Source organism: Agromyces sp. MMS24-JH15, assembly GCF_043518605.1.
GTDB lineage: Bacteria > Actinomycetota > Actinomycetes > Actinomycetales > Microbacteriaceae > Agromyces.
The window spans coordinates 1,311,927-1,331,346 of the sequence record NZ_CP171358.1; the positions used below are offsets into that span (position 1 = coordinate 1,311,927).

At 71.7% G+C, this 19,420-nt stretch carries 17 protein-coding genes; 3 read left to right on the forward strand and 14 right to left on the reverse strand.

Annotated features, from left to right (window positions below):
* Nucleotides 1–3: 3 nt before the first annotated feature.
* Entirely contained in the window at nucleotides 4–720 is a 717-nt protein-coding gene (locus tag ACDF64_RS05985) for a TetR/AcrR family transcriptional regulator (RefSeq protein ID WP_394554082.1), read from the reverse strand.
* Between the two features lie 109 nt (nucleotides 721–829).
* On the opposite strand from ACDF64_RS05985, the gene ACDF64_RS05990 reads away from it, so the two are divergent.
* Nucleotides 830–1,366 carry a pyridoxamine 5'-phosphate oxidase family protein gene (locus tag ACDF64_RS05990; RefSeq protein WP_394554085.1) on the forward strand — a complete coding sequence of 179 codons (537 nt, stop codon included), beginning with the start codon at nucleotides 830–832 and terminating at the stop codon, nucleotides 1,364–1,366.
* Here the strand turns inward: ACDF64_RS05990 and ACDF64_RS05995 are convergent.
* From ACDF64_RS05995 to ACDF64_RS06050, 12 genes are all read right to left on the reverse strand, one after another.
* Nucleotides 1,363–1,794: a hypothetical protein gene (locus ACDF64_RS05995; protein ID WP_394554086.1), complete on the reverse strand. Its 432-nt coding sequence runs from the start codon at nucleotides 1,792–1,794 to the stop codon at nucleotides 1,363–1,365. The two genes, ACDF64_RS05990 and ACDF64_RS05995, sit on opposite strands and share 4 nt — an antisense overlap.
* Nucleotides 1,795–1,933: 139 nt before the next feature.
* The gene (locus tag ACDF64_RS06000; RefSeq protein ID WP_394555055.1) at nucleotides 1,934–2,866 is read right to left on the reverse strand and encodes a choice-of-anchor J domain-containing protein; all 933 of its coding nucleotides are present in this window, start codon (nucleotides 2,864–2,866) and stop codon (nucleotides 1,934–1,936) included.
* A complete protein-coding gene (locus ACDF64_RS06005; RefSeq protein WP_394554088.1) occupies nucleotides 2,863–4,269 on the reverse strand; it encodes an immune inhibitor A domain-containing protein in 1,407 nt (468 codons plus the stop codon). Before ACDF64_RS06005 ends, ACDF64_RS06000 begins: the two co-directional genes overlap by 4 nt.
* A 285-nt stretch (nucleotides 4,270–4,554) precedes the next feature.
* A complete protein-coding gene (locus ACDF64_RS06010) occupies nucleotides 4,555–5,988 on the reverse strand; it encodes a rhamnulokinase family protein (RefSeq protein WP_394554089.1) in 1,434 nt (477 codons plus the stop codon).
* 121 nt (nucleotides 5,989–6,109) lie between these two features.
* Complete coding sequence (locus ACDF64_RS06015; protein WP_394554091.1) at nucleotides 6,110–8,146, reverse strand: bifunctional aldolase/short-chain dehydrogenase; 2,037 nt, start codon at nucleotides 8,144–8,146, stop codon at nucleotides 6,110–6,112.
* On the reverse strand, nucleotides 8,143–9,327 hold the full coding sequence (locus tag ACDF64_RS06020) for an alpha/beta hydrolase (protein WP_394554092.1): 1,185 nt from the start codon (nucleotides 9,325–9,327) through the stop codon (nucleotides 8,143–8,145). The genes ACDF64_RS06015 and ACDF64_RS06020 overlap by 4 nt, the downstream gene beginning before the upstream one ends.
* Before the next feature lie 10 nt (nucleotides 9,328–9,337).
* On the reverse strand, nucleotides 9,338–10,504 hold the full coding sequence (gene rhaI / locus ACDF64_RS06025; RefSeq protein ID WP_394554093.1) for an L-rhamnose isomerase: 1,167 nt from the start codon (nucleotides 10,502–10,504) through the stop codon (nucleotides 9,338–9,340).
* A 45-nt stretch (nucleotides 10,505–10,549) separates the two neighbouring features.
* Complete coding sequence (locus tag ACDF64_RS06030; protein WP_394554094.1) at nucleotides 10,550–10,930, reverse strand: L-rhamnose mutarotase; 381 nt, start codon at nucleotides 10,928–10,930, stop codon at nucleotides 10,550–10,552.
* A 196-nt stretch (nucleotides 10,931–11,126) separates the two neighbouring features.
* Nucleotides 11,127–12,164 (reverse strand): rhamnose ABC transporter substrate-binding protein, encoded by a 1,038-nt coding sequence (gene rhaS / locus ACDF64_RS06035; RefSeq protein WP_394554096.1) that lies wholly within the window; start codon nucleotides 12,162–12,164, stop codon nucleotides 11,127–11,129.
* A gap of 62 nt (nucleotides 12,165–12,226) precedes the next feature.
* Nucleotides 12,227–13,285, reverse strand: coding sequence for an ABC transporter permease (locus ACDF64_RS06040; protein WP_394554097.1), 1,059 nt, complete (start codon nucleotides 13,283–13,285; stop codon nucleotides 12,227–12,229).
* Nucleotides 13,282–14,334, reverse strand: a complete 1,053-nt coding sequence (locus ACDF64_RS06045; RefSeq protein ID WP_394554099.1) for an ABC transporter permease — start codon at nucleotides 14,332–14,334, stop codon at nucleotides 13,282–13,284. Before ACDF64_RS06045 ends, ACDF64_RS06040 begins: the two co-directional genes overlap by 4 nt.
* Entirely contained in the window at nucleotides 14,331–15,872 is a 1,542-nt protein-coding gene (locus ACDF64_RS06050; RefSeq protein ID WP_394554101.1) for a sugar ABC transporter ATP-binding protein, read from the reverse strand. Before ACDF64_RS06050 ends, ACDF64_RS06045 begins: the two co-directional genes overlap by 4 nt.
* 115 nt (nucleotides 15,873–15,987) lie before the next feature.
* Here ACDF64_RS06050 and ACDF64_RS06055 point away from each other — a divergent pair, with 115 nt between their 5' ends.
* A complete protein-coding gene (locus ACDF64_RS06055) occupies nucleotides 15,988–17,019 on the forward strand; it encodes a LacI family DNA-binding transcriptional regulator (protein WP_394554103.1) in 1,032 nt (343 codons plus the stop codon).
* 48 nt (nucleotides 17,020–17,067) lie between these two features.
* Nucleotides 17,068–18,114 carry a LacI family DNA-binding transcriptional regulator gene (locus ACDF64_RS06060; protein WP_394554105.1) on the forward strand — a complete coding sequence of 349 codons (1,047 nt, stop codon included), beginning with the start codon at nucleotides 17,068–17,070 and terminating at the stop codon, nucleotides 18,112–18,114.
* Here ACDF64_RS06060 and ACDF64_RS06065 read toward each other — a convergent pair.
* Complete coding sequence (locus ACDF64_RS06065) at nucleotides 18,071–19,417, reverse strand: MFS transporter (RefSeq protein ID WP_394555056.1); 1,347 nt, start codon at nucleotides 19,415–19,417, stop codon at nucleotides 18,071–18,073. The genes ACDF64_RS06060 and ACDF64_RS06065 overlap by 44 nt on opposite strands.
* Nucleotides 19,418–19,420 lie beyond the last annotated feature (3 nt).

Genomic DNA, 19,420 nt, shown 5'->3' on the forward strand with positions numbered 1-19,420 from the left:
GAGTCAGGGGAGCTGCTCGACCTGGGCGCGGATGATCCGCTCGACCAGCGCGTCCTGCTCGTGGGCGTCGACGAGGCCGTCCATGCCGTGGAGCAGGCCGTCGACCTGCAGCGATGCGATGCCGTGGCTCAGGGCGCACAGCTGCAGGAACACCGTCTCGACGTCCCCGCCGATCGCCCCGGTCGCGTGGACGTCGACGACGAGGTCGCGGAGGCATCCGAGCGCGGCGACCCGGACGCGGTCGAGCGTGCCGTCGTCGCCCTCGGGCGGGGTCGGCGTCCGGAACATCGCGTCGTAGTGGGCGGGATGCCGCTGGGCGAACGCGACGAACTCGATGGAGTCGTCGAGCAGGCGCTCGCGGCCGGGCAGGTGCGCCGCCTTCGCCTGGGCGGTGCCGAGCTCGACCGCGAGCAGCCCGAGCCCCTCGATCGCGAGTGCGAGCACCATGCCCACGCGGCTGCCGAAGAAGTGGGTGGGCGCGGCGTGCGAGAGACCGGCGCGGCGGGCGACCTCGCGGAGGCCGACGTTGTTCACGCCCCGCTCGCGTGCGAGCTCCTCCATCGCCCGCAGGAGCGCGGTGCGGCCCGGCGCGGTCGAGCCCGCGTGCTCGCGCAGCAGGACCGCGACCTCGGCGGCCGCGCCCGTCGGTTCGACCGGCAGCGCGGGATATCCGCTCGGCCCGGCCGTGGTCGGGTCGACCGCGGTGATCGGCTCGCTCACCCTGCCTCCAACGTGACAACGTCAAGGAAATGCTTGACAACGTAAAGCCACCGGTCGTAGCCTCGCTTTACATCGTAAAGCCATTGCTGGTGGATATGGGGGAAGCGTCATGGTCGACATCACCGCGGACGAGGTCTGGAAGGCCGTCGCCGCCGAGAACTTCATGGTCGTCGGCATGGTGTCGGCCCGCGGCGGCGCGCGCACCGCCGGGGTCATGCACCAGGTCCACGACGGTCGGGTGTGGTTCACCACCAACGAGCGACTGTGGAAGGCACGGCACATCGCCGCGGAACCGAACGTCTCGGTCACCGTCCCGATCGCGAAGCGCATTCCGCTGCTGCCCTGGATCAGGATCCCGGCCGCCACGGTCACGTTCTGCGGCGTCGCCGAGACCATCCCGGCCGCCGACCTGCATCCCGAGGTGGCCCACGCGCTCCTGCACGGCCTCGACGTGACCGACGGCGGCGAACTCGGTGCGCTCATCGCGATCGGGATCCGACCGGTCGGCGACTTCGTGACCTACGGCGTCGGGGTCTCGGCGATGGGCATGCGCGACACCGAGGCCGCGGCCGGTCGGGTCGCTGTGGATGCCCCGGCGACGGCCCAGGCGACGGCGCCGGCGGTCGCTGCGCGGGTCGGCGGCTAGCCCTCCGCGGAGCCGACGAGCTCGATCGACACCATCCGCGCACCCCGGCCCGATCCGCATGCGGACTCGCCCGGATCGAGGTCGGCGACCTTCGCGCGCACGGTGTCGTCGACCGCGATCGACGCCGGGGCGCTGCCCGTCAGCGACCACACCTCGCCGTCGTCGGTCGTCACCTCGGTGCATCCTTCAGCGAGCGCCGACACGCGTCCCGCGACGACGCCCGACGGCGGCACGTCCGTCGGAGCGGTCGGCGGCGCGGTGGGCCGCGCCATCGTCGGGGGCGTCGAAGAGGACTCCGGCCCGGTCGACCCCGCCGCCGGATCCCCGGGGCGCGGTGCGTCCGAGGCCTCGCTGCCGGCCGAGCACCCGGTGAGCAGGAGCGCCGCGGCGACCATTCCCACGGCGCATCCGATGATCGCTCGCATCATCCGCTCCCTCCTCCGTGCTTCCCATTCTGCGCCCCGGTTCGCGACCGATGTCCGGCCGAGACGAGTGCGGCGCCCGGGAGCCGGAGCTCCCGGGCGCCGCGTCGGGTGAGGGTCATCCGACCCCGCGGTCATCCGCGGATCAGAAGACCGCCACCGTGATGGACGTGCCCTGCTGCTTGACCACGAGGATCTTCACGCCGGCCGCGGGCAGCTTCACCCCGTGGTTCGGCACCTCGGGGTACCAGTACTGCTTGGTGTCGTCGAACAGCGGGTTCGGCAGCTGCGCCTTGATGGTGCTCTTCACGCCGCCGACGTGGAGGTCGACCTTGTCGGTCGGCTTGAACCCGAACGGCGCGTCGTAGACCTGGACCCGCGAACGCCAGTAGTTGCCGTTCACGTCCTTCAGCGGCTTCGGGTGCGCGTCGATGTACAGGTTCCGACCGCTGCCCGGGTGCGCGAAGGTGTCGTTGTCCGCGTACGAGAGGTCCCAGTACGAGATGAGCAGGCCCTCCTGGTACGAGAAGTGGTCCACGAAGTCGGGCTTCGCCGGGTTGTACCCGAAGAAGTACGGCCCCGTCTTCAGGTACTGGTCGTACGACACGTAGGACCGGTTCGCCGCGATGTAGTAGTTGTCGAAGTCCTGCGTCGTCGACGTCCCGACCGCGGAGAACCCGTCGACGGTCCAGCCGTTGGCGCCGGCCTCGGCGCCGTCCTCGAAGACCCCCGCGATCGCGATGTCGTCGAGGAACAGGCCGGGAACCAGGTCGGTGCCGTTGCCCGCGACGCCGCCGTCCGTCGTGTACCGGATGCGCAGCGAGACGGTCTGGCCGGCGAACGCGCTCAGGTCGAACGAGGCGTCCGCCCACTCGGCCTGCGTCCCGTCGGTGCCGATGGGGGCTCCGGCGTCGGTGAAGACGTTCGTGATGCTGCCCTCGATCGGCGTGAACCCGGTTCCGGCGTCGACCTCGACGGTCGCGTAGTCGTAGCCCTCCTCGATGTCGTAGCGGGTCTTGAAGGTGAGCGCGGACGACCCGGCCGGCACGGCGACCGTCCTGGTCAGCGTGCTCGTCAGGTCGTCGCCCGACCCGCTGTACCACTGCGATGCGCCGCTGGCCGGTGCCCGAGCTCGTTGGTCACGGTCTTCTTCGGCAGGGCGACCACGACGGCCTGCGGCTTCTTCGTGTTGTACTCGGCGGGTCCGAGGTCGACCACCTTGCGCTGGCCAGCCTGGACGAGCTTGTAGTCGAGCCATCCGAGCTGGAGCTTGTTCCACGCGCCGAGGTCGCCGCCGCGCTCGCCGATGCCCTGGTCCTTCTTGGCGCCGAGCCGGCTCTGCGCCATGAGGGTCCAGTACTCGTTGTTGTTGTCGCCGCCGGAGAGGATGTTGTAGTCGTCCGGGAGGCCGAGGTCGTGGCCGTACTCGTGGTAGAACACGCTGCGGCCGCCGTTCTCGGGCTGGATCGTGTAGTCGCCGATCCAGACGCCCGAGCTGCCGATCTGCGTGCCGCCGAGCTTGTTGGCGTCGGGGCCCGTCTGGCCGGCCTGGTTGACGTAGGCGTACCAGCGGTGGCTCCAGATCGCGTCGCCGGCGTAGATCGGGTCGCCGTCGGCCTGGTCGCCGCCCGAGTGCACGATCTGGAAGTGGTCGATGTACCCGTCGGGCTCGTTGAAGTCGCCGTCGCCGTCGAAGTCGTAGCGGTCCCACACGTCGAACGACGCGAGGTCGGCGTTCACCTCGTCGACCGAGCGGCCCTTGGCCAGCTGGTCCTCGTACCAGACGTTCGCGGCGTCGCGGACGAGCGCCCAGACGCTCGAGCAGACGTTCGAGCCGCAGACGTCGGTGCCGTACCGGCCCTGGGTGTAGTCGACCTTGACCCAGTCGGTCACCTCGCCGCCGACGCTGTAGCGGCCCGAGGACTGCGTCTCGTAGTAGTCGCGGAGCGACTCGGCGCCGCCGAAGTAGAGCTCCTGGAAGTACTGCTGCGAGTAGTCCGCCTGCCAGACCGTGCTGTTGTCGACCTTGCGGTCGGGCGCCGGGATCTGGTTGTGCAGCGGACCCTCGGTGCGCTGCGCGTTCGGGTCGGGCGGGTAGGGCGACGCCGTGTCGCCGAACTCCGCGAGGATGACGAAGATGCGGTCGGTCGTCTCGCGGGACAGCTCGACGTACTGGTCCTTCCCGGACCCCGGCTTGCCGCGCTTGGCGTGCTGGTCGGCGCCCGCGCCGTCCTCCGGGCCGAGCTTGACGACCGTGCTGTCGCCTCGTTGCTCGGGCTGCAGTTCGCCGTTGAGCACGCCGGTGATCGCCGATTCGCGGAGCGCGCTCCGCTTGTCGTCGAGCGGGTTCGGCAGGCTGTCGGTCGGGACGACGCCGGACGGAGCGGGGTCGGCCGGTGGGGCGGCGAACGCGGGCGGGGCCGCGATCACGCTCGCTCCGAGGAGTGCCGCGGTGGCGGCACCCAGCAGGATCTTGCGCACGTATTCCTCCAGGTGTGAGGTACGCCGGGGCCGCTGAGGACGGCGACGGTGCAGCATGAGGCGGCCGGTGAGCCCGTCACGTGTGGTGGCGCCTCAGCCTCTCGTTCGGGTGGAGCGGCGCGCCCTGTGGGACGCGCGTGGAGAGGAGTCTATGAATCCACCCAGAGCCGAAACAAGATCTTGAAATGTGGCGCCGGACAGGGCAGGATGCCCCCTGATCAGGGGGCATCCTGCCGAGGTCATCGGGCGCACCGGAGCGGCCGGGACCGACCCGGCGTCAGCCGCTCAGCGCGTCGCGGGCTCGTACCTCCGGGGCGCGAACGCCGACGCGACGAGCGCCCGCATCGACTCGAGGTCGCCCCCGACGAAGCCCTGCGCGCGCGCCTGCACGAGCACGTTGCCGATCGCGGTCGCCTCGACCGGGCCCGCGAGCACGGGCAGCCCGGACCGGTCGGCCGTGCGCTGGCAGAGCAGTTCGTTGAGCGAGCCGCCGCCGACCACGTGGATGGTCTCGACGTCGACGCCCGAGAGGATCGACGCCTGGCGCACCGCGCCGGCGAACGCCTCCGCAAGGCTCTCGATGATCGAGCGGGCGAACTCGGCGCGGCTCTGCGGCGCGCGGACGCCGCGCTCGGCGCACCACTCCGCGATCCGGCCGGGCAGGTCGCCCGGCGCCAGGAACCGCGGGTCGTTCGCGTCGAACACGGTCGCCTCGCCCGTGACCGCGCCCGCCTGGGCGAGCAGCGTCGGCAGGTCGATCGTGTCGCCGTCCCGCTCCCACCAGCGCACCGACTCGCTCAGCAGCCACAGGCCCATCACGTTGTGCAGGAACCGGATGCGCCCGTCGACGCCGCCCTCGTTCGTGAAGTTGGCCTCGCGCGAGGCATCCGTGGTCACCGGCGCCTCCAGCTCGACGCCGACGAGGCCCCACGTGCCGCACGAGATGTACGCGGACGACTCGGCGCGCATCGGCACCGCGACGACCGCCGAGGCGGTGTCGTGGGATCCCACGGCGACGACCTCGAGCCCCGCCGGGGCGCCGAGCTCGTCGGCGACCTCGGGCCGGAGCGGGCCGATCCGATCACCCGGCGACACGAGCCGGGGCAGCACGGATGCCGCGAGTCCGAGCCGGTCGGCGAGCTCGACGTCCCACTCGCCCGAGGCGACGCCGAGGAGTCCCGTGGTCGACGCGTTCGTGCGCTCGGCGACCTTCGCGCCCGTGAGCAGGAACCCGACGAGGTCGGGCACGAGCAGGAGGGAATCCGCGAGGTCGAGGCATCCGCTCTCCCGCTCGGCGGCGAGCTGGTAGACCGTGTTGAACGGCAGGAACTGGAGGCCGTTGCGCCGGTACAGCTCCTCGAAGGGCACGGTCGCGTGCACGCCCGCGACCGCGCGCTCGTTGCGCTCGTCGCGGTAGTGGAACGGCTCGCCGAGGAGGCGGTCGCCGCGGAGCATCCCGTAGTCGACCGCCCAGCTGTCCACGCCCACCGACCGGATGCCGGGCTCGCGGCGGAACGCGTCCGCGAGCCCGCGCGACAGGTCGCGGTAGAGGCCGGTGAAGTCCCAGTGCAGGCCCGACGCGAGGCGGACGGGGCCGTTCGGGAAGCGCGCGATGTGGTCGAGCGCGAGCGTGCCGGTGCGCCCGTCGACGTGGCCGACGATGACCCGGCCGCTCGTCGCGCCGAGGTCGACGGCCGCGACGGTGCCCGCGGCGGTCATCGGAGTCGCCCGTTCGTCTGGGGCGTTTCGACTCGCTTCGCTCGCTCAACGACCAGACGCCGGCCCCGGTCGTTGAGCGAGGAGCGTAGCGACGAGACGAAACGCGCCCGGATGCGAGTCGTCATCGCAGGAACGCCGCGGCGACGCCCGAGTCGACCGGGATGTGCAGGCCCGTGGTGCGGCTCAGCTCGGGGCCCGTGAGCACGTACACCGCGTCGGCGACGTTCTCGGGGACGACCTCGCGCTTGAGGATGGTCCGGTTCGCGTAGTACTGGCCGAGCTCCTCCTCCTTCACGCCGTACGTCGCGGCGCGGTTCGCGCCCCAGCCCGCGGCGAAGATGCCCGAGCCGCGCACCACGCCGTCGGGGTTGATGCCGTTCACGCGCACGCCGTGCTCGCCGAGCTCGACCGCGAGCAGGCGTACCTGGTGCGCCTGGTCGGCCTTCGTCGCCGAGTAGGCGATGTTGTTCGGGCCCGCGAACACCGAGTTCTTCGACGAGATGTAGATGACGTCGCCGCCCATCCCCTGGTCGACCAGCGCGCGCGCGGCCGCCTTCGAGACGAGGAACGAGCCCTTCGCCATGACGTCGTGCTGGAGGTCCCAGTCCTGCTCGGTGGTCTCGAGCAGCGGCTTCGAGAGCGACAGGCCGGCGTTGTTGACCACGAGGTCGACGCCGCCGAACGCGAGCACGGTCGCGTCGATCGCGGCCTGCACGCCCGCCGCATCGGCCACGTTCGCGGCGACGCCGATCGCGACATCCGCGTTCCCGAGCTCGGCCGCGGCGGCCTGCGCCTTCTCGAGGTCGAGGTCGGCGACGACGACGCACGCGCCCTCGGCCGCGAGCCGGGTCGCGATCGCCTTGCCGATGCCCGACGCGGCGCCCGTGACGAACGCGATGCGGCCCTGGTGGGTCTTGGGCTTCGGCATGCGCTGGAGCTTCGCCTCCTCGAGCGCCCAGTACTCGATGCGGAACTTCTCGGCGTCGCTGATCGGCGTGTAGGTCGAGAGCGCCTCGGCGCCGCGCATCACGTTGATCGCGTTGACGTAGAACTCGCCCGCGACGCGCGCGGTCTGCTTGTTCGCGCCGTACGAGAACATGCCGACGCCGGGGATGAGCACGATGAGCGGGTCGGCGCCGCGGATCGCGGGGCTCTCGGCCGTCGCGTGGGCGTCGTAGTACGCCTGGTAGTCGGCGCGGTACTCGCGGTGCAGTTCGTGCAGGCGCGCGAGCTGCTCCTCGACGGTCGCCGTGGCCGGCAGGTCGAGGATGAGCGGCTTCACCTTGGTGCGCAGGAAGTGGTCGGGGCAGCTCGTGCCGAGCGCCGCGAGCTCGGGGGCGCGCTCGGACGCGAGGAAGTCGAGCACGACGTCCGAGTCGGCGTAGTGGCCGACCATCGGCTTGTCGGTCGACGCGAGGCCGCGGATCGTCGGTGCCAGGGCCGCGGCGCGGGCGCGGCGCTCGGCCTCGGGGAGGGCCTCGAAGCCCGCGCGGACGCCGCCGAACGGGGCATCCTTCCCGTGCTCCGCGATGTACGCGGCCGCGGTGTCGATGATCCAGAGCGAGTTGCGCTCGGCCTCCTCGGAGGTGTCGCCCCACGCGGTGATGCCGTGGCCGCCGAGGATCGTGCCGATCGCCTGCGGGTTCCGCTCCTTGATCTCGGCGATGTCGAGGCCGAGCTGGAAGCCCGGGCGGCGCCACGGCACCCAGACGACCTTGTCGCCGAAGATCTTCGCCGTGAGCTCCTCGCCGTCGGCCGCGGTCGCGATCGCGATGCCCGAGTCGGGGTGCAGGTGGTCGACGTGCGCGGCGTCCACGAGGCCGTGCATCGCGGTGTCGATCGACGGCGCCGCACCGCCCTTGCCGTGCAGGCAGTAGTCGAACGCGGCGACCATCTCGTCCTCGCGGTCGACGCCCGGGTAGACGCCGACGAGCGCGCGCATCCGGTCGAGGCGGAGGACCGCGAGGCCCGACTCCCGGAGCGTCCCGAGGTCGCCGCCCGAGCCCTTGACCCAGAGGAGCTCGACGGGCTCGCCGGTGACCGGGTCGGTCTCGGTTCCCTTCGCCGACGTGTTGCCGCCGGCGTAGTTCGTGTTCTTGGGGTCGGCGCCGAGGCGGTTCGACCGGGCGATGAGGTCGGCTGCGGCCTGGTTCGTCATGAGGTGATTCCTTCGGTGATGCGGGTGGTCTGGTGGTCGGATGCGGTTTCCGGTGGTCGAGGCGCGCCCGGCGAAGCCGGACGCGTCTCGAGACCCGCGATCCACTCGGCGACGCGTGCGACGGTGGCGGATGCCCCGGGCTCGTCGGGTCGGTTCAGGTGGCCGTGCACGGTGCCGGGCTCGAGCGCGAGCTCGATCGGCACGCCGGCCTCGGCGAGCGTCGCAGCGAACGCCTCGCCCGAGACGCGGAGCTCGTCGACGTCCCCGTTCACCATCAGGGTGGGCGGGAAGCCGACGAGGTCGGCGGGCGTCGCGAGGCCGGGAACGGCGGCGATCGGGGCGTGTGCGACCGTGCCGCCGAGGTAGGTCTCGTACATCGAGCGGACGGCCTCGGGGCCGAACCGGTCGGCGTCGGGGTTCGCGTCGAGCGCGGCGCGCAGCGCCGGGTCCGGCGCGGGCTGGACCGCGAGCAGGGTCGGGTAGGCGAGGAATACGCCTGCGGGGAGCATCGGCCGCGAAGCGGCCTCCGGTGGTCGAGTAGGCAGCGAAGCAGCCGTATCGAGACCGGTCGCGAGGTCTCGATACGCGTCGCCTCCGGCGGCGCTACTCGACCACCGGGGGGTGTCGCCTCCGGCGGCGCTACTCGACCACCGGGGGGTGTCGCCTCCGGCGGCGCTACTCGACCACCGGGGGGTGTCGCCTCCGGCGGCGCTACTCGACCACCGGGGGGTGTCGCCTCCGGCGGCGCTACTCGACCACCGGGGGGTGTCGCCTCCGGCGGCGCCACCCGACCACCGGGGGCTCCCGTGGCCGAGCATCCGCAGCACCGCGCCGGTCACGAGGTTCGCCCCGGCGCTCGCGCCGCCGATCGCCAGGCGCGCCGGGTCGAGTCCGAGCTCGTCGGCGTGGTCGAGCGTCCACGTCCACGCCGCGAGCACGTCGTCGGAGGCGGCCGGGAACGTGTTCGCGCCGTCGCGCACCAGCCGGTAGTCGATCGACACGACGGCCACGCCGCGCGCCGCGAACGCGCGCGCCACCCAGTGGGCCTCTGGCATGTCGAGGTCGCCGTGCACGAACCCTCCGCCGTGCGCCCACACGAGCCCGGCGCCCGCGGAGTCCGCGGTGCCGGTCGCCGGGTACACCCGGACGAGCCCGTGGGCGGCGGCGAAGGGTTCGGTCACGGACACGACCTCACGCCCCCCAGCCGGCCTGGACGCCGCCGACGCGGTCGGCCGCGATCTTCGCGAGGTAGCCCGACTCGGCGAACGCCCGCATCGGGTCGGCGGGCAGGCCCCGCGACTCGCGCCATTCGGCGAGGGCCGGGCGCACGTCGGTGTAGAACGCGTCCATGAAGATGCGGTTCGCCTCGAGCACGTCGCCCGACACCTGCGCCTGCTTGAGGGCGTCCGTGTCGACGAGCAGCGCCCGGGCGGTCATCTCCTGGACGTTCAGCACGGAGCGGATCTGGCCGGGGATCTTGTCCTCGACGTTGTGGCACTGGTCGAGCATGAACGCGACGTCGGGGTCGCCGTATCCGCCGCCGCGGATGACCTCGAACACGATGCGGAACAGCTGGAACGGGTCGGCCGCGCCCACGATCAGGTCGTCGTCGGCGTAGAAGCGCGAGTTGAAGTCGAACGAGCCGAGCTTCCCGAGCCGCAGCAGCTGCATGACGATGAACTCGATGTTGGTGCCGGGCGCGTGGTGGCCGGTGTCGAGGCAGACCATGGCCTTGTCGCCGAGCGCGGCGACCTGGGCGTACGAGGTGCCCCAGTCCGGGACATCCGTGTGGTAGAAAGCCGGCTCGAAGAACTTGTACTCGAGCACGAGGCGCTGGTCGTCGCCGAGGCGCGCGTAGATCTCCTGCAGCGACTCGTGCAGGCGGTCCTGGCGGCCGCGCAGGTCGGCCTGGCCGGGGTAGTTCGAGCCCTCGGCGAGCCAGATCTTGAGGTCGCGGCTGCCGGTCGCGTGCATGATGTCGATGCAGTCGAGGTGGTGGTCGATCGCCTTGCGGCGGACGGCGGCGTCTTCGTGCGTGAGAGCGCCGAACTTGTAGTCGTCGTCCTGGAAGGTGTTCGAGTTGATCGTGCCGAGCGCGACCCCGTGGTCCTCCGCGTGCTTGCGGAGGTCGTCGTAGGAGTCGACCTTGTCCCACGGGATGTGCAGCGCCACGGTCGGCGAGAGCGCGGTGTACCGGTGCACCTGCGCGGCGTCGGCGATCTTCTCGTAGGGGTCGCGCGGCGTGCCGGGGGTCGCGAAGACCTTGAAGCGCGTGCCGGAGTTGCCGAAGGCCCAGCTCGGCAGTTCGATCGCCTGCTTGGCCAGTTCGGCCCGGATGTCGTCGGTGAGGATGCTCACGTCGTTTCCTGCTTTCGGTGTGGAGTGGTCGATCGGATGTCCCGCTCAGCGCGCCGCGTCGGCGTCGAGCGCGGCGAGCTGGGCCTCGAGGTTGAACACCTCGGGGAGTCTGGGGGCGCCCTGGTCGGGGCGGGTGCCGTCGAGGGCGATGAAGAAGGGGGCCATGTCGGCCTCCCAGGCCGCGGTGCGCGGGTCTGCTTCGAGGGCGCGCTGGGATGCCGCGTCGTCGTCGGTCTCGTAGTAGCCGATGAGGAGCCCGTCGGCGCGGAGGAAGAGCGAGTAGTTGCGTCGGCCGGATGCCTCGATCGCGCGGAGCATCTCGGGCCAGACGGCGGCGTGACGGTCGCGGTACTCGTCGAGGCGGGTCGGGTCGACCTGCAGCTGGAAGCAGACGCGCTCCGCGGTGGGGTGCTCGGGGCTCGTCATCGAGCTCGCTCCTCGTGGGTCAGGGATTATGAATCGTTTCAACGATAGGTGGTGGCGGCGGAGTCCGCAAGTGGGAATGCGTTTTCCATCCCGTTCACCCTATGACTCTGGCGCCCGCCGGCGGAAGGCCGCCGCGGAAGCAGCGGGGCCCGGCCGCGCGTGCGCGCGAGCCGGGCCCCACCGGTGCATCCCCGACTCAGAAGTCGAAGTCGCCGATGTTGTCCGCGTCGAACACGTACGGGTCGCCGAGCAGCACGGCGCCGTCGGCGCCGACCGTGTACGAGCCGAGCTTGCCGGCGTCGAACGTGTCGCCTTCCTTACCCGTGATCTCGCCCTCGATGAGCGCCTTCGCCGCGTAGGCGGCGAGGTAGCCCAGGTCGGCCGGGTTCCACAGCGCGAAGGCCGTGACGGTGCCGTCCTCGACGTACTCGCGCATCTGGTTCGGCGTGCCGAGGCCGGTCAGCGCGACCTTGCCCTTGTACTCCGAGGTCGAGAGGTAGCGGGCCGCGGCCGAGATGCCGACCGTCGTGGGCGAGATGATGCCCTTGAGGTTCGGGTGCGACTGCAGCAGCGCCGCGGTCTTGTCGAACGAGGTCTGGTCGTCGTCGTCGCCGTAGACCGTCTCGACGAGCGTGATGTTCGGGTGGTCGCTGGCCAGCAGCTCCGTCATCGTCTCGATCCAGGCGTTCTGGTTCGTCGCGTTCGCCGACGCCGACAGGATGGCGATCTCGCCCGCGTCGCCGATCTGCTCGGCGATCAGGTCGACCTGCACCTTGGCGATGCCCTCGGCGGTGGCCTGGTTGATGAACAGGTCGCGGCACTCGGGGTTGGTGTCCGAGTCGAAGGTGACGACCTTGACACCCGCGTCGCGCGCCTCGTTCAGGGCGTCGCAGATCGCCTCGGGGTCGTTCGCCGACACGGCGATGGCCCCGACGCCCTGCTGGGTGAGCGTGTTGATGTAGCTCACCTGCGAGTCGGGCGTGGCCTCGGCCGGGCCGACCTCCGCGAAGGTGCCGCCGAACTCGTCGATGGCCTCCTTGGCGCCCGACGACGAGGTGTCGAAGTACGGGTTGCCGAGGTTCTTGGGCAGGAACGTGATCGCGAGGTTCGCCTCGCCGTCGCCGCCTCCGTCGCCTCCGTCGGTGCCGGAGTCGACGGCGCAGCCGGCCAGGACCAGCGCCGCGGCCGCGGCGAGCGCCGTCAGCGCGCCCGCACGCCGCTTGTTCTGAAACATCGTTGTTCTTCCCTTCATCGGTTGGTCGATGGGTGATCGCATCGACTGGTCGCGCGGCCCGGTCACCCTGCTGTGGAGGCCTCGACGCGCGGTGTTCCCCCTGGTGCTCGCCGCTGCTTGCGCAGCCACGCCAGGAAGCTGTTGGCCACCACCGACGCCACGAGGAGCACGCCGGTGATGATGTTGATGACGTCGGACGTGACGTTCGCGAGGCGCAGGGCGCTCGCGAGCACGCCGATGAGCAGGACGCCGGCGATCACGCCGTGGATCGCCCCGCGTCCGCCGAACACGGACACCCCGCCGAGCACGACCGCGGCGATGACCTGGAGCTCGAGGCCCGTCGCGTTGTCGCCGCGGGCGCTCCCGAAGCGGAGCGTGTAGAAGATGCCCGCGAGGGCCGACACGACGCCGCTCAGGATGAACAGCACGAGCTTCGTGCGCTCGACGTGCACGCCCGAGAACCGGGCGGCCGCCTTCGAGAGGCCGATCGCGTAGATCCCGCGGCCGAACGGCGTGAAGTGCAGGAGCACGACGAACACGGCGAGCAGCACGAGGAACAGGAACAGCACGACCGGGATGTTCGAGCCGCCCACGCGCATCTTGGCGAGGTCGGTCCAGAACTCGGGGAAGTCCGTGATCGCCGTGGTGCCCAGCAGGCCGACCGCGAGCCCGCGGAAGAGCGCGAGCGTGCCGATCGTGACGGCGAGCGACGGCAGGCCGACGACGGTCACGAGGAATCCGTTGACCGCGCCCGCGACGCCGCCCGCGACGAGCGCGACCACGGCCGCGAGCTCGAACGGCAGGCCGCCCGCGGTGAGCACGCCGGTCAGCACGCTCGCGAGGCCGACGATGCTCGCGACCGACAGGTCGATCTCGCCCGTGATCATGATGAGCGTCATCGGCAGCGCGATGAGCAGGATCGGGGTCACGTCGAGCAGCAGGTAGGTCAGCGTGATCGGCTGGCTGAACCCGCGCACGCTCAGGGCGGCGACGACCGCGACGATGACGAGCAGGGCCACGATGGCCATCTCGCGCGTGAGCAGGATCCGCTGCCAGAGCGGGCGGTCGTAGTCGCGGTAGGTGCGCGCGATCGCGGCGGCGGTGCTGGTGGTGGCGGTCATCGGTCTTCCTCCCGCGCCTCGATGAGACGGCGTCGCTGCCGCACCGCGAGCACGCGGTCGAGCACGATGGCGCCGATGATGAGCGCGCCGACGACGGCGCGCTGCCAGAAGTCGGGGATGCCGAGGATCGGCAGCGCCCGGTTGATCGTGAGCAGGAGCCAGGCGCCGATCGCGGCGCCCCAGACCGAGCCGACGCCGCCCGTGATGGCGACGCCGCCGATGACGGCCGCGCCGACCGCATCGAGCTCCCAGCCCGCGCCAGCCTGCGAGTTCACGGTGCCGTACCTGGCCGCGTAGAGCACGCCCGCGAGGCCCGCGAGCGCGCCCGAGAGCACGAACGCGAACAGCAGCCGGCGGGTGACCCGGAGGCCGTAGAGCTCGGCCGCCGCGGGGTCGGAGCCGATCGCGTAGAACTCGCGCCCGCCGCGCGTGTTCTTCATCATCCAGCCCGCGACCGCGAGCACCACGAGCGCGATGATCGTGAGGATCGGGATCCAGAGGATCTGCCCCGTGCCGAGCGCGAGGAAGTCCTTCGGCAGGTCGGACGCGTTGACCCGGTCGCTGCCGGTCCACAGCACGTTGATGCCGCGGTAGGCGTACAGCGTGCCGAGCGTGATGACCATGGCCGGCACCTTCGCGTAGGCGACGAGCGCGCCGTTGACGAGGCCGAGCAGGCCGCCGAACACGATCGCGATGAGGAACACCGCGACGATCGGGATCCCGGGGATGTCGATGAACAGCCGGCCGGTGAGGTAGGCAGACAGGCCCAGCACCGAGCCGACCGACAGGTCGACGTTCCGCGAGATGAGCACGATCGACTGGCCGACGGCCACGAGCACGAGGATCGAGGGGGTCAGCAGCAGGTCGCGCCAGCCGTCGGACGAGAACAGGAAGTTCGGGTTGACGACGGTCGCGGCGATGATGACGAGGATGAGCGCGAGCAGGATGCCGAACTCGCGTGCGGCGCCGATCGCCTGCAGGCGCTTGGTGACGGCGGTCTTCTCGATCGCCGGTGCCGGCGGCGCCGGGGACTGGCTGGGGGCGGTCATGCGTGGGCTCCCTGGGCGTGGGTGGCGGCGTACATCACGTTCTCGCTCGTGGCATCCGCCCGGTCGATCTCGGCGGTGATCCGGCCCTCCCGCATGACGAGCACGCGGTCGGCCATGCCGAGCACCTCGGGCAGCTCGGAGGAGATCATGAGGATCCCCATGCCGCGGCCCGCGAGCTCCGACAGCAGGCGGTGGACCTCGGCCTTCGTGCCGACGTCGATGCCGCGGGTCGGCTCGTCGATGATGAGCACGGTGGGCTCGGTCGCGAGCCACTTGCCGAGGACGACCTTCTGCTGGTTGCCGCCCGACAGCGTGCCGGCGATCGTCGACAACGCGGTGGTCTTCACCTCGAGGCGGCTGGCCCAGACCTTCGCGGCGCGGTTCTCGGAGGCGGAGGTGATGAGTCCGGCCTTCGAGAGCTGCTCCCGGATGACGATCGAGACGTTCCGGGCGACGGAGGACTCGAGCACGAGTCCCTGCTTCCGGCGGTCCTCCGGCACGAGCGCGATGCCCTGGCGGATCGCCGCGTCGGGGCGGTGCTTCGGCAGCGTGCGGCCGGAGATCCGGACGGAGCCCGACTCGTACTGGTCGACGCCGAAGACGGCGCGCGCGACCTCGCTCCGGCCGGCGCCGACGAGGCCCGCGAGGCCCACGATCTCGCCCGCGCGAACGGTGAAGGTGATGTCGTGGAAGACCCCGGTCTTGGTCAGGCCCTCGACCTCGAGCAGCGGCTCGCCGATCTCGGCCTCGAGCTTGGGGAAGAGCTCGGTGACGTCGCGCCCGACCATCTGGCGGACCAGCTCGTCGACGGTCGTGTCGGCGATCGGCGTGGTCGAGACGTACGATCCGTCGCGCATGACCGTGACGGTGTCGCAGAGCGCGAAGATCTCGTCGAAGCGGTGCGAGATGAACAGCAGCGCGCGGCCCTCGTCGCGCAGGCTCCGCGCGACGGCGAAGAGCCGGTCGACCTCGACGCCCGAGAGCGCGGCGGTCGGCTCGTCCATGATGAGCACGCGCGCGTCGAGCGAGACCGCCTTGGCGATCTCGATGACCTGCTGGTCGGCGATCGAGAGGCCCTCGGCGGGACGCTCGGGATCGATCGCGACGCCGAGCCGCTGGAAGAGCGCCTCCGCCTCGCGCCGCATCGCCTTCCGGTCGATGCGGCCGAACCGGTTCACGGGCTGGCGGCCCATGAAGATGTTCTCGGTGACCGACAGGTCGGGGAACAGCGTGGGCTCCTGGTAGATGACCGCGATGCCCGCGGCCTTCGACTGGGCGGTCGAGGTGAAGTCGACGTCTTCGCCGCGCAGGCGCAGTTCGCCCGCGTCGCGCCGGTAGAGTCCCGCGACGATCTTCACGAGCGTCGACTTGCCGGCGCCGTTCTCGCCCACGAGGGCGTGGATCGAGCCGGAGTCGAGCCGGAGGCTGCCGGAGCGGAGTGCGACGACGGGACCGAAGGACTTCACGACGCGCGAGAGCTCCAGCATCGGCGGGGCCGGCGTCAGCGGCGGGTCCGTCTCCACGGGGGGCCTCCTCATCGAGGTGAACATGGGATGAATCGATTCATGTACGATTCAGGGACACTGTATGTTTCGATCGGATCCGGGTCAAGTCGGATCGGAACGAACGAGCGGACACCGGCGAAGGAGCGGGATGGCAGGAGTGCGCATACGCGATGTCGCCGAGCGCGCCGGCGTGTCCGTGGGCACCGTCTCCAACGTGCTCAACCGCCCGGGCGACGTGTCGCCCGACTCCGTCGAGCGCGTGCACCGCGCGATCGAGGAGCTCGGCTACGTGCGCAACGACGCCGCGCGCAAGCTCCGCGCGGGCGTCAGCACGACGGTCGGCTTCGTCGTCCTGGACGGCCAGAACCCGTTCTTCACCGACGTCGTGCGCGGCGCCGAGGACGAGGCATCCAGCCACAACCTCGCGATCCTCTACGGCAACACCGACGAGGATGTCTCGCGCGAGCGCATGTACCTCGACCTCTTCGAGGAGCAGCAGGTGCTCGGCGTGCTGATCTCGCCCTACGGCGACATCCAGCCGCGCCTCGAGCGGCTCCGGCGCAGGGGCATCCACGCCGTGCTCGTCGACCGGTTCAGCGGGGACGGGCGGTTCAGCTCGGTCTCGGTCGACAGCATCGCGGGCGGCCGCATGGCCGTCGAGCACCTGATCGGGACCGGGCGCCGGCGGATCGCGTTCGTCGGCGGGCCGTTCGAGATCCAGCAGGTGCGCGACCGGCTCGCGGGCGCACGCGTCGCCGCCGAGAACGCGGCCGTGCCCGTCGGCATCGAGGTCGTCGCGACGGATGCCACGACGGTCGAGGCCGGGGCCGCCGCGGGCGCGCGCATCCTCGCCCGCCCGCCCGCCGACCGGCCCGACGCGCTCTTCGCCGCGAACGACCTGCTCGCGCTCGGGCTCCTGCAGGCCCTCGTCGTCGGCGGTCGGATGCTCGTGCCCGACGAGATCGCGATCATCGGCTTCGACGACATCCCGTTCGCGGGCGCCGCCGCGGTGCCGCTGTCGTCGATGCGCCAGCCGAGCCGGATGATCGGGCGCACGGCACTGCGCATCCTCCTCGAGGAGACCGCGTCGCCCGACGTCATCCCACGCCAGACCGTGTTCCTCCCCGAGCTCGTCGTGCGCCGCTCGACCGACCCCGCGCGGCCGCGCGGCCGCGCGTGATGTGCGGGGATCCGTGGGTCGAGGGCTCGCCTGACCTACACTCGGCTCGTGGCTGAGCAGATCCCGCCCCCGGCGAGCGTGCGCGACGTCGCCGCACTCGCGGGCGTGTCGGTCGGCACGGTCTCGAACGTGCTGAACCGACCCGACAAGGTCGCGCCCGGCACGGTCGAGCGGGTGCAGGCGGCGATCGAGCGCCTCGGCTTCGTGCGCAACGACGCCGCGCGGCAGCTCCGGGCCGGTCGCAGCCGGTCGATCGGCCTCGTCGTGCTGGACGTGCGCAACCCCTTCTTCACGGATGTCGCGCGCGGCGCCGAGGACCGCGCCGCCGAGGACGGCATGACCGTGCTGCTCGGCAACAGCGACGACGACCCGGTGCGCGAGGGCGCCTACCTCGACCTGTTCGAGGAGCAGCGCGTGCACGGCGTGCTCATCTCGCCGCGGACCGACGACCCGCCGAGGCTGCATCGGCTGCGCTCGCGCGGCACGCCCGTCGTGCTCGTCGACCGCGAGTCGCCCGACCTCGGGCTCTCGTCGGTCGCGGTCGACGACGTCGTCGGCGGCGAGCTCGCCGCACGGCACCTGCTCTCGATCGGGCGGCGCCGGATCGCGTTCGTCGGCGGCCCGTCGAGCATCCGCCAGGTGACCGACCGCCTCGCGGGGGCGCGCGCGGCGGTCGCCGAGGTCGAGGGCGCGACGCTCGAGGTCGTCGAGACCGAGGCGCTGACGGTGCTGGCCGGCCGGGCGGCCGGCGAGGCGCTGCGCGCGCGTCGGCCCGAGGATCGGCCCGACGCGGTGTTCGCGGCGAACGACCTGCTCGCGATGGGCGTGCTGCAGGCCCTCGTGATGCGCGGCGAGGTGCGCGTGCCCGAGGATGTCGCGCTCATCGGCTACGACGACATCGACTTCGCGAGCGCCGCGGTGGTGCCGCTCTCGTCGATCCGGCAGCCCGCCGCGCTCATCGGCTACACGGCGGTCGACCTGCTGCTCAGGGAGGCGGCGACGCCGCAGGGCTTCGAGCGCGAGCGGGTCGTCTTCCAGCCCGAGCTCGTCGTCAGGGAGTCGACGATCGGGGAGCGACCGGCACCGAGCCGGTGAGCGCGTCCACGGCGCCGGGCACGGCGACCAGGTCGCCGTCGGCGATCGCGTCGGTCGCGCCGGCCCAGGCGACGCCGAAGCCCCACCGGGAGCGGGGGATCCGCTCGATGCGCATGCCGCGCGCGCGGATCGCCCAGGCGAGCCCGATCGCGCAGGCCAGGAATCCGGATGCCGCGGCGACGCCGAGGCCCCAGCGCGCGCCGAACGTGTTCGCGACCCACCCGACGATCGGTGCGCCGATGAGCGTCGAGCCCATGAGCACCGCGGTGTAGAGCGCCATGACGCGCCCCCGCACGTCGGCGTCGGTCGTGGTCTGCACGTAGCCGTTCGCGGTGCTCAGCATGGTCACGATCGCGAAGCCGATCGGCACGGTCGAGGCGGCGAACCAGCCGTAGGCGGGCATGAGCGATGCCGCGAGCGCGGCGAAGCCGAACCCGCCTGCCGCGATCACGACCACGCGGAGCCGGGCGCGGTCGCGGCGTGCGGCGAGGAGGGCGGCGGTGAGGGACCCGATCGCGAGGATCGAGGAGATCACGCCGAACCCGCCGGCGTCCTGCCCGAAGAGCACCGCCATGGTCGAGGCGAAGATCGGGAAGTTCATGCCGAACGCGCCGATGAGGAACACGATCGTGAAGACGACCGCGAGGTCGCTGCGCGAGGCCACGTAGCGGAACCCGGCCGTGAAGCCGTTGCCCTCGCGCCTCCGGCGCGGCCGGGGGACGAGCTCGGACCGCCGCATGGCCAGGAGCGCACCGATGAGCGCGAGGAACGTCGCGGCGTTGAGCAGGAACACCCACCCCGACCCGACGACGACGATCAGCAGGCCCGCGGTCGCCGGGCCGATGAGCCGCGACACGTTGAAGGACGCGGCATTGAGCGCGACCGCGTTCGAGGTGTTCGCGCCGCTCACGAGGTCGGAGACGAAGGTCTGCCGCGCCGGGGCGTCGAACGAGTTCGCGATGCCGAGTGCGAGCGCGAAGCCGTAGACGTGCCAGAGCTGGGCGTGGCCCGAGAGCAGCAGCACGCCGAGGCCGATCGCGAGCAGCATGAGCGCCGTCTGGGTGCACAGGAGGATCCGCCGCCGGTCGAACCGGTCGATGACCGCGCCCGTGAGCGGCACGAGCGCGAGCTGCGGCCCGAACTGGAGCGCCATCGTGACGCCGACCGCGGCGGCGTCGTGGTGCGTGAGCTCGGTGAGCACGACCCAGTCCTGCGTGGTCGCCTGCATCCAGCCGCCGATGTTCGAGACGATCGCACCGAAGAACCAGAGCCGGTAGTTGCGGGTGTGCAGCGAGCGGAACATCGC

Excerpts from the sequence above, each read along its gene's own strand:
- ACDF64_RS06010 (WP_394554089.1), bottom strand. The coding sequence starts at position 5,988 with ATGACCGCCGCGGGCACCGTCGCGGCCGTCGACCTCGGCGCGACGAGC.
- ACDF64_RS05990 (WP_394554085.1), top strand. The coding sequence starts at position 830 with ATGGTCGACATCACCGCGGACGAGGTCTGGAAGGCCGTCGCCGCCGAG.
- ACDF64_RS06050 (WP_394554101.1), bottom strand. The coding sequence starts at position 15,872 with ATGAGGAGGCCCCCCGTGGAGACGGACCCGCCGCTGACGCCGGCCCCG.
- ACDF64_RS06055 (WP_394554103.1), top strand. The coding sequence starts at position 15,988 with ATGGCAGGAGTGCGCATACGCGATGTCGCCGAGCGCGCCGGCGTGTCC.
- ACDF64_RS06015 (WP_394554091.1), bottom strand. The coding sequence starts at position 8,146 with ATGACGAACCAGGCCGCAGCCGACCTCATCGCCCGGTCGAACCGCCTC.
- ACDF64_RS06065 (WP_394555056.1), bottom strand. The coding sequence starts at position 19,417 with ATGTTCCGCTCGCTGCACACCCGCAACTACCGGCTCTGGTTCTTCGGT.
- ACDF64_RS06045 (WP_394554099.1), bottom strand. The coding sequence starts at position 14,334 with ATGACCGCCCCCAGCCAGTCCCCGGCGCCGCCGGCACCGGCGATCGAG.
- ACDF64_RS06040 (WP_394554097.1), bottom strand. The coding sequence starts at position 13,285 with ATGACCGCCACCACCAGCACCGCCGCCGCGATCGCGCGCACCTACCGC.
- ACDF64_RS05995 (WP_394554086.1), bottom strand. The coding sequence starts at position 1,794 with ATGATGCGAGCGATCATCGGATGCGCCGTGGGAATGGTCGCCGCGGCG.
- rhaS (WP_394554096.1), bottom strand. The coding sequence starts at position 12,164 with ATGTTTCAGAACAAGCGGCGTGCGGGCGCGCTGACGGCGCTCGCCGCG.
- ACDF64_RS06030 (WP_394554094.1), bottom strand. The coding sequence starts at position 10,930 with ATGACGAGCCCCGAGCACCCCACCGCGGAGCGCGTCTGCTTCCAGCTG.